The following is a 13,695-nucleotide window of genomic DNA, read 5'->3' on the forward strand; positions in this document are numbered from 1 at the left end:
ACTCCGGCCTTGATATCCCGACACGCCAATACATCGGTAAAGATGACGGTTTCCACCACGCGCGGGGTGACAATGCGGTGCGGCATGGCAAAGATCGGCGACATGTCCTATGTCTTTTGATTGCAGCATGACGCGATATCATTCTTTTGAAGAAAGGTCCGCCACCCGTGACCAACCCGGACCCGACCACGCCGCAGCCGCAGGCCCTGCAAATCACCCAGGTGGCACCCGGACTCCACGGGCTGCGTCTGCCCCTGCCGTTTCAGTTGAACCACATCAATGTCTGGATTCTGGAAGACCGGATGCCCGATGGCAGCCCGGCCTGGACCCTGATCGACACGGGCGTGGCCAGCAGCCTGACGCGCGGCATCTGGGAACAGGTGGCGGGCGAGTTCCTGCAGGGATGGCCGGTACGGCAGGTGATCGTCACCCATTTCCATCCCGACCATATCGGCCTTGCCGACTGGCTGTGCCGGCGGTTCGATGCGCCGTTGCGCATGACCCGGACGGAATGGCTGCTGGCCCGGATGCTGAGCCTGGACAGTTCGGATGAGATCGCGGAGGCGGGCCGCCGCTTCTATGGCGCCATGGGGCTGGATGACGAGATGCTGGCGGCCCTGACAGTGCGCGGTAATGCCTATGCGCGCGGCGTCCCCATGGTGCCCGCCACCTTCGACCGGCTGGCGGATGGCGTCACCCTGCGCATCGGCAACCGCGAATGGACAATTATCACGTCGGGCGGGCATTCACCTGAACATGCCTGTCTCTACAGTGCTGATGACGGGGTGCTGATCGCGGGTGACATGGTGCTGCCGCGTATCAGCCCGAATGTCAGCGTCTGGCCCGCCGAACCGTTTGCCGATCCGCTGGCGGAATTTCTGGGCGGGCTGGCCCGGCTGCGGACCCTGCGCGCCGATACGCTGGTCCTGCCGTCCCATGGCAGCCCGTTCAGCAGCCTGCAGGGACGCATCGATGAACTGACCCACCACCATGCAGAGCGGTTGGATGAGGCGGTCGGATTCTGTGCTGAGGGGCCGCGCACCATCGCGGAGATCACGCGGATGATGTTCAACCGCGCACTCGACACCCATCAGATGAGCTTTGCCGCCGGCGAAGCCCTGGCCCATCTCAACCATCTGGAACGCCAGGGCCGCCTGTCGCGGCAGCGCCGGGAGGACGGGGTCTGGCTGTTCAGCCGCAGCTGAACCCGACCCCGGCCATCGCATTTACTCCGCCTTCGACTTGACCTTCGGCTTGGCACCGGCGGCGGCACCGGAGACGCCGGCGGACGGCGCGCGCGGCGGGGCGGCATTGGCCGCAGCCGCGGCATCAGCCATCAACACGGTGGGGGCCGGCTTGTCACAGCGCGGGGCATTGGCCATGCGCACACCCGCCGCGTCCGGCGACAGACCGTTTTCAATGTCGGCAAGGCTGGCAGCCATGGCCTGGGCCACCAGGGGGGCATGGGTGCCACAGAAGACCGGGGTGGTCAGGGCGATGGCGCGCTGCGAGGTTTCATTGGCCAGACGCGTGCGGAAACTGTCAAAACTGCGGGTCGCGTTGCCCTTGGTCGTCCGCTTGAAATAGCCGACCAGGGCCTTTTCCCATTCCTGGATGCGGGTCTGGTGCTTCAAGGTAAACTGCTTGTACTGGTTGAACAGGCTGACCTGCCCCGGCGCATCCAGATGCTGGCAGGTCAGGCCGATGACCATCAGTTCGGTATGCAGACGGATGCCCTGTTCGGCGGCAAATTCCGGCACCGTGTAGCAAGGCCCCTTTGACGCAGGCGCTGCGGCCAGCACGGGCGAGGCCGCAATCAGGGAAGCAAGGGCGGAAGCGCCGATGGCGCGGGCGGCCTGACGGAAGAAGGACATGCGGATAGGGTCCGGCTGTAACGGGTTTGGATGGTCGCGACTGTGCCCCAAGCCGCAACACCCCGCAAGTGGGGCCGGCCCTGCCGCCCTGTGATTTCATTACCAATCCGATCCGGTCCCGGCCGCCGGCCATGACGACATGGGCCCCATGCCGCGATTTTTTGCAGCAGGGTCGCAGTTTCTCTTTCAATTCTCTGACAATTCCCCCATATCTGGGTTCACAAATCCTGGCAGTCCCCTTGCGATTGGCATGCCGTGGCCCCCTTTGGCCCCTGCAAAAGCTTTTTACATGCGGCGGGTCTGTCCCAGACTGTGAACCCGCTGCATGACGCAAGAGCCTCTCTGGCAACCGAGTGATATCTTGAACGCCGAAAATGAAGGTGATGCGGACTCCCCGAAGCGTCGGGGCAGAATTCCGCAATCCGCTTGGCCACGAATTCTTGAGCGCTACAAGGCGGGGGCAACCCTTTCCGCCATCGCGCGTGAATTCGACTGCACGCCCAGCGCCATTTCCTACATCGTCCGCAAGGCGGAGGCCGCTGGCCTGACCGCTGACGGCGATGAGGGAACGGTGGAAGCAGCACCGGCCCCCGCACAACCGGTGGCGGTCGCCGCCGCGCCGGCAGCGGAGATCGCTGCCCCTGTCGCGGCGGAACCGGTCCCCCGTGCACGCCGCGCCACCCGGGCTGCCGCACCGGTCGTCGCCGAAGAGGTGGCACAGGCCGTGGCACCCGCCCCTGTGGTTGAGGCGCCGCCGGCACCGGTCGCTGCCCCCGCTGAGGCATCGGTTGCTGCCGAGGCATCGGGTGAGCCGAGTCGTGAATCGCCATTCCATCACGATAGCGGGCGTGCAGGCGAAGTCGCCCCCCGCCGGTTCGAGGGCCGTGACAACCGTGCGCCGCGCGATGGTCGTGAAGGCCGCCCCGAGCGGGGTGAGCGTACGGATCGTCCCGAACGCGGTGAGCGTTTCCCGCAGGAAGGCCGTGAGGGCCGCCCTGACCGGGGTGAATTCCGGGGCGAGCCGCGCCAGGATCGTGGTGACCGTTTGCAGGATCGCGGCGACCGTGGTCAGGACCGCAACCAGAATGGCGACCGCCGCCAGGGCCATGTGCCCCGCTTCCCGCAGGGTGGCCAGCCCGGCCCCCAGCGGGAGCGGTTTGGGGGTGAGCGTCTGGGCCGCGACCGTCTGGAAGCCCGTCCGCCGCGTGACTTCGACCGTCCGCAGGGCGGCGAGGGCCGGGTGGAACGCGCACCTGTCGACGTGGTGGCCCCCAACGAAGGGCCGATGGACGTCGTCTATCCCTATCGCCAGCAACAGCGCAACCCGGCCCGGCTGGAAGCGGCGGAAACGCCGACCACGCCCGCTGATGAGCGTATGGATGCGGCGGCCAAGGCCTGCGCCGAAGCCTATAAGGCCTGGAAAGGCCAGACAGGCGGCGGCGTGCAGGGCCTGACCGATGCGCTGCATGAGCTGCGCAAGGTCATTGCCCGCATGGAGATCGAGATTTCAGCCAGCCGCAAGGAAGAGTTGCGTCCGATCCCCTTCCCCACCTATCGCACCAACCTACCCCCTCCGCAACAGTCGCGCGGCTGATCCGGGTAGTTCCGGTTAGTGATCAGAAAGCAAAGGCCCCGTCATATTGGCGGGGCCTTTTGTTTGCACCGACGCTGATTTGTCCATGACATCGCTGGTTGCATGCCTATACTGATATCGACCGGATAACCGGTCGAAGATGCTGGCGGTGGGCATGACGACACAGCAATTTTTCACGCTGTCCACACTGATCGGGGCTGTCGCCCTGATCAACAGCATTGCCATCATTATCGTCTGGCGCATTCATTCCGGGATGCCCGGCCTTCGCTTCTGGGTGGCATCGCAATCAGCGTTCATGCTGGCCTGGCTGCCCAGCCTGTTTGTGAATATGGGCGTCCTGAACGATCCTTTCTTCACGGCCTATAATAACAGTGTGAATTTGGGCGGCATGCTTCTGCTGTTGGAGGGGACGCTCCGGTTCCGGGGGATCGGCCAGGGACGGGCGCGCCTGCCCTGGATGCTGCTGGTCATGGCCATCATCATGACCCTGTCATATGTGAACCGCAGCAATGACACCGCCCGCTATCTGTTCCATGACGCGGTTGCCGCCCTGCTGCTGTCGGGCACGGCGGCGGGCATGCTGTGGCGCATGGCGCCGCATCAGCGGTTGGCCCACAGCATGGCCGCCTTTTATCTGCTGGCGGAGGCCGCGATCTATCTGGCCCGCTGGGGACTGGCCGGGGCCATCACCCAGGGCTGGACAGAGATGGGCAGCCGGTCGTTCAATTTCGCGCTTTTCGGTGGCGTGGCCATGTGCTGCCTGGGCACACTCTATGGCCTGATCCTGTCGATCAATGCCGAGGCGAAACGGCAGGTGATCCTGACAGGGCTGATCGACCCCCTGACGGGCCTGGATAATCGCCGCGCCCTGGAACAGGAACTAAACCGCGCCCTGGCACAGCGGTCACGGACCGGTGGTCTGCTGGGACTGGTCTATTTCGACCTGGACCGGTTCAAGCCGATCAATGACCGCTGGGGTCACGCGGTCGGCGATACCGTCCTGATGGCGGTGGCCGACCGGTTGCGGCAGGACATGCGGACGCAGGATCTGGCGGCCCGCATCGGCGGGGACGAGTTTGTGGTGCTGCTGCCGGGGCTGGAGCAGCCGGCAGCATTGGAAACCGTGGCGCGCCGTCTGCACAAGGCTGTGGAGGGGCCGCTGCTGCTGGACCAGGGCACCGTAGATATCAGGGTCAGCATGGGAACCGCGCTGGCGCCGTTGCATGGAGAGATCGCGGAGGACCTGCTGCGCCGGGCCGACAACATGATGTACGAGCATAAGCGCGCACGGCAGGCCCCGGAATTGTTGTCCCCCATGCTGACAACGGAACTGACAACGGAATTGCAGGACCCCACCCCATCCTGACGGATAGGGAAAGCCGCTTGGCGGCGGACCCTATGCACAATATGGTTAACACGGGGCAATTGTATACAGGCGGGCGGGGCGATGCCTGGGCTTGATTTCTTCACCATGTCAACGGTGGTGGCGGCGCTTGCCGTCATCAATGCGCTTGCGCTGGTTCTGGTCTGGCGGATCAATCCGGGCGTGGATGGTCTGGATGTCTGGAGCCTGTCGCAGACGCTGCATGTCGGTGCCTGGGTACTGTCCGTGATGGTCATCCAGCAGGTGATGACAGGTCCGTTCTATACGGTGCTTAACAACTCGCTCAACCTGGCCTCCATGATCTTGATGCTGGAAGGTGCCTTACGGTTCCGGGGGTTCGGGCGGGCGGACACCCGCCGGCTGCTGGTGCTGGCGGCGGTGCTGACCGTTGTCGCCATCTCTCTTATGAACCGGGAGGTCGTGACGCGCCGGTATCTCTGGCACGATGCGATCTGTGTCCTGTGCCTGACGGGCACGGCCCTGGTCATGATGTGGCGGACCGCCCCGCATGAAAGGCTGGTCCATGGAATGGCGGCCGGCTTCATGCTGCTGATGGCGGCGGCGGCTGGTTGGCGCTGGGTCGTGGCGCTGACACTGGAAGAGGGGGAGAAATTCCCCTATCTCGCCGTCAACAGCATGATCTTCATCATTGTTGCCCTGTGCGGCCTTGGCTGGGTCTTTGGCTTGATGCTGTCCGTGAATATGCGGGTGCGCCAGCAGGTGCAGGCCGTCAGCCAGATCGACCCGCTGACCGAGCTGGCCAACCGCCGGCATCTGGAGGCGGTGCTGGGCCGTGCCCTTGCCCGGCTGTCGCGGGGTGGCCCCGGCTTCGGGCTGGCCTTCTTCGATCTGGATCAGTTCAAGTCGATCAATGACCGCTATGGCCATGGCGGCGGCGATGCCATGTTGTGCACCGTCGCCGACCGTCTGCGCGATGGGCTGCGCAGCAGCGATGAGGCCGCGCGCATCGGCGGGGACGAGTTCGTGGTGCTGTTCAGCAATCTGGATAATGGCGAGGGGCTGGACACGGCCTGCCTGCGCCTGCGCCAGATGGTCGAGGGACCCATCGTGCTGGGCGATGATGTCGAGCCGGTGCGTATCAGCCTGGGCGCCGCCCTGGCCCCACGGGATGGGCGGGACATTGACAGCCTGCTGCGCCATGCCGATCAGGCCATGTATGCCGATAAGCGGCAGCGACAGGAGGGCCGTCACCCGCCCACCGGCAACAGCCGCATCATTCCCTTCCCCATCGACGAAAAAGGCCGCCCACGGGGGGCGGCCTTCAACTGACGTCAGTGACGTTTGACTGGGATCAGCCCTTCTTGGGCGTAACCTTGGCCAGAACGCCCTGCAGCTCTTCGATGCTTTCCTTGACGCGCTTGGACAGCACTTCGGCAGCTTCGCTGTTGGACTTGGCCACCAGTTCGGACAGTTCCTTCAGATTGGCGGAGGCCTTCTCGAACGAAGCCTTCACCAGGGCGGCTTGCTTGGCCACCTTGTCTTCCGGGGTACCGGGGGTCATCAGCTCGCTGATGATGGTCGAGGTCTCTTCCAGGGACTGGCGGATGATCTCGGCCTGACGGCGGGCAACAGCCTGATAGCCTTCGACGGCCAGCTGATTGGCGGCGACGATGGCTTCCACATTGCGGCGCTGGGCAGCAACCACACCCTCGAAATCGGGGCTGGGCAGCTTGAATTCGGTGAAGGCCTTCTGGAAGTCGGTCAGACGGTTCATGTCGAAGAACTTCGTCGGATCGAAGTCCAGAAACGGATTCTTGGTGGCCATGGCTTTCCCCAATGTGTCTGTCGTCAGTGTCGCCGGATCGTCGCGCAGCCTGGAGCACCCTGCTGCGTCGCAACATATCCAGCCGTAATAATGCCCTTTGCCGCTTTTTTCGTCAACTTCTTTGTTGCAGCGCACAAAATGACTGGCAAATCAAGCATCTGGCTGTTTCGGCCCGATATGTTGGCGTGTGAACATGGCTGCCATCCCCGACCGGTGATGGCAAAGGGCTTCGGCGCCAGATTTGGGTGCACATTCCCAGCAACAGGATGATAAGGCGGGGCGCAAAGAACGCGATCCGCAGGACAGGGCACCGGTCTTACGTAGGGGCCGGATGGGGACAGGCGCCAACCGTAAACGAAGTCTTAACGCCGCTGGACGGGTGGCCGTTCCCAGAGCAGGACGAATTGCGTCCCACCGCTTGCGTTCATGGTCCTAGATTTTTTACACAGGCAGACAACAGGCCGCGCTACAAACCGATTCTTGGTGCTGTCAAGCCCCGGAATAGCCTTCATGACAGTTGGGTGTCTGCTTGACTTCCAAAAAACCCAATAAAATCAATGCAATGATTTTTTATGCCTATTTTTTGGGCAATACGATGGAACCCGCAGAACCCCTGGCTTCACACCACCCTCCCCGTCACTTGTCCATAGACTTATCCACAGGTTTCGTGGAAATCATCTCCAGCTGTCCCCACCCATCATCGGCTGACCGGATGGGTGGCTTGGCCCGGTTACCGGTACCGCTTCCGGATATGCTCTATGACCTCCGGCAGGGGCAGAGGGATGCAGGCACTGCGGCTCAGCGGGTGATTGACCGGCGGGGCCGGATGCGCCACATGCTGGACCATGATCGACGATGCCGACCACAATCCGCCCGCCCCCCTGCCCCCCGCCGATGCCCCCGTGCCTGCGCCGGGCAAGCGCAAACGCGCCGTGGCGGATCTGAACCGGGGGGTGGAGATCATCAAGGGCTATCTGCGCACCCTGCCCGACCGGCCGGGCGTGTACCGGATGCTGAATGATGAGGGGGATGCGCTTTATGTCGGCAAGGCGCGCAGCCTGAAAAAGCGCGTCACCAACTATACGATGCCGGTAAAGCTGCCGATCCGGCTGCAGCGCATGATCGCCGAGACCACGCAGATGGAGTTCGTCACCACCCATACGGAGGTGGAGGCGCTGCTGCTGGAATCGAATCTGATCAAGAAGCTGATGCCGCGCTATAATGTGCTGCTGCGCGACGACAAGACGTTTCCGCATATCCTGATCACCGGCGGGCAGGATTTTCCGCAGCTGACCAAGCATCGCGGCACACGTACGGAGGCCGGGTCCTATTACGGCCCGTTCGCCTCCGCCGGGGCCGTGAGCCGCGTCCTGACGGCCTTGCAGCGGGCATTTCAGCTGCGCAGCTGCGCCGACACGATCTTCAACAGCCGCACCCGCCCCTGCCTGCAATTCCAGATCAAGCGCTGCACCGCGCCTTGTGTGGAGAAGGTGACGGCGTTCGAATATGCCGATCAGGTCAAGGAGGCCAGACAGTTCCTGGAAGGGCGCAGCCGTGACATCCAGACGGCCCTGGCCACCGACATGCAGGCAGCGGCGGAGGCCCTGGATTTCGAGCGCGCGGCCAAGCTGCGCGACCGTATCCGCGCCCTGACGGCCATCCAGGCGCATCAGGATATCAATGTCGAAGGCGTGGATGATGCCGACATCATTGCCGCCTATCAGGAAGGCGGCAGCACCTGCATCCAGGTCTTCTTCTTCCGGGGTGGACGCAATTACGGCAACCGCGCCTATTTCCCCAGCCATGACAAGGTGTTGGAGGTGGAGGAGGTCCTGGCCTCCTTCATCGCCCAGTTCTATGACAACAAGGCCGCGCCGTCCCTGATCCTGATCAGCCATGATCTGGCCGAAGAGGCGCTGTTGCAGGAGGCGCTGAGCGTCCGCGCCGGGTCGAAGGTGGAACTGCACGCACCCAAGCGGGGCGACAAGAAGCGGCTGCTCGATCATGCCATCACCAATGCCCGCGACGCCCATGGCCGGCGTCTGGCCGAAACGGGCAGTCAGGCCAAGCTGCTGGCCGGTGTCGCGGAGGCCTTTGGCCTTTCCGATCCGCCCAAGCGCATCGAAGTCTATGACAACAGCCACATCCAGGGTGCCCATGCCATCGGCGGCATGATCGTGGCGGGGCCGGACGGGTTCATCAAGAACGCCTATCGCAAATTCAACATCAAGGCACCTGAAGCTGCCGGCGACGATTTCGCCATGATGCGCGAGGTGTTCACCCGCCGATTCGAACGCGCCCTGAAGGAAGACCCGGAACGGGCGGGCGAAACCTGGCCCGATCTGGTGCTGATCGACGGTGGCGAGGGGCAGTTGGGCGTGGTCATGGAGGTGATGGCCGAACTGGGCATCGAAGACGTCCCTCTGGTCGCCATTGCCAAGGGGCCGGACCGTGACGCGGGGCGGGAACGTTTCTTCATGCCGGGCCGCCCGCCCTTTGGCATGGAGCATAAAAGCCCTGTCCTCTATTACCTGCAGCGGCTGCGCGATGAGGCGCACCGCTTCGCCATCGGCACGCACCGGGCCAAGCGGGAAAAGGCCATCAGCGCCTCGCCCCTGGACGAAATTCAGGGAATCGGGCCCCGCCGCAAGAAGGCCTTGCTGCTGCATTTCGGTTCCGCCCGCGCTGTATCGCGTGCCGGTCTGGCCGATCTGCAGGCCGTGGAGGGGATCAGCGAGGCTGTCGCCAGAATCATCTATGATCACTTCCACGGGGAAGGATAGGATGCGCGCCACCGGCCCTCCCCTGGCGCCGGCCCCTTCACAATCCTGACTTGGCACCCATGCTGACCAGCCTGCCCAATATCCTGACCCTGTCGCGCATCGCCGTGATCCCCGTGATCGTGGCCCTGCTGTTCTTTCCGGGGAAATGGAGCGCCTGGACGGCGCTGGGCCTTTATGCGGCGGCCTGCATCACCGACTGGTTCGACGGCTATCTGGCCCGCATCTGGCGGGAGGAAAGCCTCATTGGCAAGTTCCTGGACCCGATCGCCGACAAGCTGCTGGTGGCCGCCGTGCTGATGATGCTGGCGGCGGTGGGCAAGATCGCGGGGCTGGCCGTGATACCGGCCATCATCATCCTGCTGCGTGAGGTGATGGTGTCGGGCCTGCGCGAATTCCTGGCCGGCCTGCGAATCTCCCTGCCCGTCAGCCAGCTTGCCAAATGGAAGACGGGTATCCAGATGGGGGCCATCGGCTGGTTGATCGTGGGTGCCGACGGTCCAGAGGGCTGGCCCGTCACCCTGATCGGGGAGGTGGGCCTGTGGCTGGCCGCCGCCCTGACCCTGCTGACCGGATGGGATTACCTGCGCGCCGGCCTGCGCCATATGCTGAACCCACAGGGGTGATCTTATGCTGAAGCTGCTCTATTTCGCCTGGCTGCGCACCAAGATCGGCATCGCTGAAGAACGGGTTGCTGTGCCTGAGGGCGTGACGGATGTCGCGGGCCTGATCGGCTGGCTGCGCGGACGCGGCGATGGCTATGCCGAGGCGCTGGCCAATCTGGATGTCGTCAAGGTGGCCGTGAATCAGGAATATGTGCCCCTCACCCACCCCGTCGCGGCGGGTGACGAGGTGGCCCTGTTCCCGCCGGTGACGGGCGGCTGATGACCGTCAGGGTCCAGCGGGATGATTTCGACATCGGGGCCGAACTGGCGGCTTTGTCCGATGGCGATACCGGGATCGGCGGCGTGTGCAGCTTCACCGGTCTGGTCCGTGACCTGCACCCGCAGGCGGGTGAAGGGCCGGGCACCGTCCGCGCCCTGACGCTGGAACATTATCCCGGCATGACCGAACGGCAGCTGGAAGCCATCGAGACGCAGGCGCGGGAACGCTGGCCCCTGTCGGCCTGCCTGATCATCCATCGCTATGGCCGCATGGAACCGGGAGAACGCATCGTCCTGGTTGCCTGCGCGTCTGCCCATCGCGAGGCGGCGTTCGATGCCTGCCGCTTCATCATGGACTGGCTGAAGACCAAGGCCCCCTTCTGGAAGCTGGAAGAGACGGGTGATGCCGGCCAGCGCTGGGTCGATGCCCGTCACAGCGACCAGAACGCCGCCGACCGCTGGTCTGAACTTTCGAGGTAACACCTACCAGCAATTCGCATCGCCCATGCGGCGGAGGCGGCAAGGTTGCAAGCGACAAGCGGGACCACCTGTGCCAAATATTAGGAACAGTGAAACCTTGCCCGCATTGACATGCATGTAAAGGACGATCCCGCCACGATCCTGGTCGTTGGCGGGGAAAAATCCAGCTACCCGGCACCGGCCGCGCTGAAACGGCTGTCACCCCCGGTCGATCTGCGCTTCCTGAAGTCGGAGGAGGAGCTGCTGGCCAATTGCAGGTCGCGGCGACCGGGTCTGCTTGTGCTTGACCTGGACGGGGTTGGCACGCCGCTGGGCCTTATTGCCAATGTCAGGGCGGCGGAACTGCCTGTGGAACCGACCATCATCATGATCGGGGACGATGTTCTGCCGCATCAGCGGACGGCCGCCGTGGAACTGGGCGTGCTGGAGGTGATGGAACGGCCAGAAACGCTGGCGGAGCTGCAAACCCGCCTGCTGGCCCATCTGCGGCTGCGCGACCGGGTGATCAAGGCGGAACTGGCCGCAACAGAGCGTAACCAGCGCCTGACCGAGGCCATGGAATTGCTGAAGATCGCCGAGCGCCGGTTGCTGGAGCAAAGGCCGGCGCCGCGTGACAGCCGGCCCACGACGGAAATGATCGCCAATGCCTCGCATGAGCTGCGGACACCGCTGCATGCCATCATCGGCTTTTCCGAACTGATCCGCGATGCCGCACACGGGGCCCATACAGACCCGCGCTATCCCGAATATGCCGTCGATATCCATCAGGCCGCGACCCATATGCTGGCCATTGTCGATGGCACCCTGGATTTGGCGCGGGCAGAGGCCGGGGCTGATCCGCTGGATATCCGCGACATCGATATCGGACGCACCGTCCAGGACAGCGCGCGCATGCTGCGGCAACTGGCGGAAGGCACCGGCATCACCCTGGATATCAAGGTGCCGGAGGTGCCGCTGCGCATCCGCACCGATCCGGAAAAAGTCCGCCAGATCGTCATCAACCTCGCCTCCAACGCCATCAAGTTCACCCCGCGCGGTGGGCGTGTCACGGTGGAGGTGGCGGGTCTGGATGATGGTGGCGCCATCATCCTGGTGATCCGCGACACCGGCATCGGTATCGCCAACCAGGATATCGCAACGGCCATGAGGCCCTTTGGTCAGGTGCGCCAACCCGACAAGCCGCACCCCAAAGGCAGCGGCCTGGGCCTGCCTTTGACCCGCCGTTTCGTGGAGATGCTGGGCGGGGCGCTGGACATCTCGTCGGTTCCCGGCAAGGGAACAGTCGTCAGTGTGCGCCTGCCCCCGGAAGCCCCGGCTTCGGCACACCAATAAAGCCGTGCAGATGTAATGTTATTTTCAGCCGCCTTCCGCAGGCGGCCCCACAGGCTTGCGCGTAACGGATAGGTCCGCTTTGACGCCATGCGGATATTTATCCGACAGCCGGATATGCGCGCCAAAGATGGGATAATGTCAGCAATCATCTCCGAACCCGCTGAATTGATTGGTCAAAGCGCTTACGCATGCAGGAGCGTTGATTGAATTTTAATTTCTTTATCGTTAACTTTAATAAGCTTTCGCCATATCCCTGTGAATCTTTCAAACCGTCGAACCGGAGAGCAATAATGTTTAAAAATTTGTCGATCAAACTCCGCGTTCTCGCGGCGTTTGGGATCATTCTCGCCCTGACCGTGGCTCTTGGCGCGGTTTCACTGGTACGGATGAATGAAATGTCGAGCGATGGGATGGTGATTGGCACCAACGCTCTACCTTCAGTGAAATTTGCCGGCGACATTTATACAGCGGCTGTCCGGGCCCGCATGAACCAGTACCAGCATATCCTGGCCACCAACGATGAGCAGCGTAAGACGCTTGAAACACGTATGGAGGGTGCGCTGAAGGATCTGGAAACAGCCAAATCCAGCTATGCAGCGCTGATCAACGACAGTGATGAAAGGGCGATTTTCGACCGGGTCAGCGCCCTGTGGAATGAGAATATCCAGCTCTGGGCGAAGGTCAGCGCCCTGTCGGCGGCTGAAAAGGATGTAGAGGCCGGCGATATGATGCGCGACGTGCTGACCCCGAAATTCCAGGAGATGCAGGTTGAGATCAACAAGCTGATCCAACTGAACGAACGCAATTCCGAGGAACTGGTCAGGGACCTGGACCGGAATGCAAGCACCTCGCTGCTGCTGATCGGCGTGATGCTGGCCTTGGCCATGGCGACGGCCATCGCCGCCGGCTGGTCGTTGATCAGCAGCGTCGTGAAGCCGGTGCGCGGGATGACCGACACCATGAACCGTCTGGCCCGGCATGAGTTGACGGTGGCCGTGGAGGGTGGCGACCGGGGGGATGAGATCGGGGACATGGCCCGCGCCGTCCAGGTCTTCAAGGATGGGCTGATCGAGGCCGACCGTCTGGCCGAGGCGCAGCGCCAGGAACAGGCCGCCAAGGAGGCCCGTGCCGTCCGCGTCAACGACCTGATCAAGGCGTTTGATGAGCAATCCTCCGCGGTACTGCGCACCGTCAGCTCCGCCGCCACCGAACTGGATGCCACGGCGCAAAGCATGAGCGCCATTGCCGAGGAAACCAACCGGCAGGCCGCAGCAGCAGCAGCCGCCGCTGAACAGACCACGGCCAATGTCCAGACGGTCGCCGCCGCCGCGGAGGAAATGGCCGCCTCCATCACCGAGATCAATACGCAGGTGAACCGGTCCAAGACCATTTCCGACCGCGCCTATACCGAGGTTCGCCAGACCGATAACACTGTCGCGGGTCTGGCCGAGGCGGCGGGCAAGATCGGGGCCGTGGTGCAGTTGATCCAGGACATTGCCGGCCAGACCAACCTCCTGGCGCTCAACGCCACCATCGAGGCGGCGCGGGCGGGAGAGGCCGGCAAGGGCTTTGCCGTGGTCG

At 63.5% G+C, this 13,695-nt stretch carries 12 protein-coding genes; 10 read left to right on the forward strand and 2 right to left on the reverse strand.

Annotated features, from left to right (window positions below):
• Positions 1-167 precede the first annotated feature (167 nt).
• A complete protein-coding gene (locus ACODSP_RS25285) occupies positions 168-1,205 on the forward strand; it encodes an MBL fold metallo-hydrolase (protein ID WP_488968298.1) in 1,038 nt (345 codons plus the stop codon).
• 21 nt (positions 1,206-1,226) lie between these two features.
• Here the strand turns inward: ACODSP_RS25285 and ACODSP_RS25290 are convergent, their stop codons facing one another.
• Complete coding sequence (locus tag ACODSP_RS25290) at positions 1,227-1,874, reverse strand: hypothetical protein (protein WP_488968299.1); 648 nt, start codon at positions 1,872-1,874, stop codon at positions 1,227-1,229.
• A 361-nt stretch (positions 1,875-2,235) separates the two neighbouring features.
• Between ACODSP_RS25290 and ACODSP_RS25295 the strand changes: the two genes are divergently transcribed.
• The 3 genes from ACODSP_RS25295 (at position 2,236) to ACODSP_RS25305 (ending at position 6,142) form a co-directional block, all read left to right on the forward strand.
• Entirely contained in the window at positions 2,236-3,468 is a 1,233-nt protein-coding gene (locus tag ACODSP_RS25295; protein WP_488968300.1) for a hypothetical protein, read from the forward strand.
• 154 nt (positions 3,469-3,622) lie between these two features.
• A complete protein-coding gene (locus ACODSP_RS25300; RefSeq protein ID WP_488968301.1) occupies positions 3,623-4,834 on the forward strand; it encodes a GGDEF domain-containing protein in 1,212 nt (403 codons plus the stop codon).
• An 81-nt stretch (positions 4,835-4,915) separates the two neighbouring features.
• Positions 4,916-6,142: a GGDEF domain-containing protein gene (locus ACODSP_RS25305; RefSeq protein WP_488968302.1), complete on the forward strand. Its 1,227-nt coding sequence runs from the start codon at positions 4,916-4,918 to the stop codon at positions 6,140-6,142.
• A 22-nt stretch (positions 6,143-6,164) separates the two neighbouring features.
• Here ACODSP_RS25305 and ACODSP_RS25310 read toward each other — a convergent pair whose 3' ends face one another.
• Positions 6,165-6,638 carry a phasin family protein gene (locus ACODSP_RS25310; RefSeq protein ID WP_102110935.1) on the reverse strand — a complete coding sequence of 158 codons (474 nt, stop codon included), beginning with the start codon at positions 6,636-6,638 and terminating at the stop codon, positions 6,165-6,167.
• Positions 6,639-7,483: 845 nt separating this feature from the next.
• Between ACODSP_RS25310 and uvrC the strand changes: the two genes are divergently transcribed.
• The 6 genes from uvrC to ACODSP_RS25340 form a co-directional block, all read left to right on the forward strand.
• Positions 7,484-9,421: an excinuclease ABC subunit UvrC gene (uvrC, locus tag ACODSP_RS25315; protein ID WP_488968303.1), complete on the forward strand. Its 1,938-nt coding sequence runs from the start codon at positions 7,484-7,486 to the stop codon at positions 9,419-9,421.
• A gap of 59 nt (positions 9,422-9,480) precedes the next feature.
• The gene (pgsA, locus tag ACODSP_RS25320; protein WP_054166053.1) at positions 9,481-10,044 is read left to right on the forward strand and encodes a CDP-diacylglycerol--glycerol-3-phosphate 3-phosphatidyltransferase; all 564 of its coding nucleotides are present in this window, start codon (positions 9,481-9,483) and stop codon (positions 10,042-10,044) included.
• A gap of 7 nt (positions 10,045-10,051) precedes the next feature.
• Positions 10,052-10,303, forward strand: coding sequence for a molybdopterin converting factor subunit 1 (gene moaD, locus ACODSP_RS25325; RefSeq protein ID WP_488968307.1), 252 nt, complete (start codon positions 10,052-10,054; stop codon positions 10,301-10,303).
• Positions 10,303-10,782, forward strand: a complete 480-nt coding sequence (locus ACODSP_RS25330) for a molybdenum cofactor biosynthesis protein MoaE (protein ID WP_488968304.1) — start codon at positions 10,303-10,305, stop codon at positions 10,780-10,782. The genes moaD and ACODSP_RS25330 overlap by 1 nt, the downstream gene beginning before the upstream one ends.
• Before the next feature lie 111 nt (positions 10,783-10,893).
• The gene (locus tag ACODSP_RS25335) at positions 10,894-12,114 is read left to right on the forward strand and encodes a sensor histidine kinase (protein WP_488968305.1); all 1,221 of its coding nucleotides are present in this window, start codon (positions 10,894-10,896) and stop codon (positions 12,112-12,114) included.
• A 290-nt stretch (positions 12,115-12,404) separates the two neighbouring features.
• On the forward strand, positions 12,405-13,695 hold a 1,291-nt coding region (locus ACODSP_RS25340; RefSeq protein ID WP_488968306.1), incomplete at its 3' end, for a methyl-accepting chemotaxis protein.

This window comes from Niveispirillum sp. FG156 (assembly GCF_057809555.1).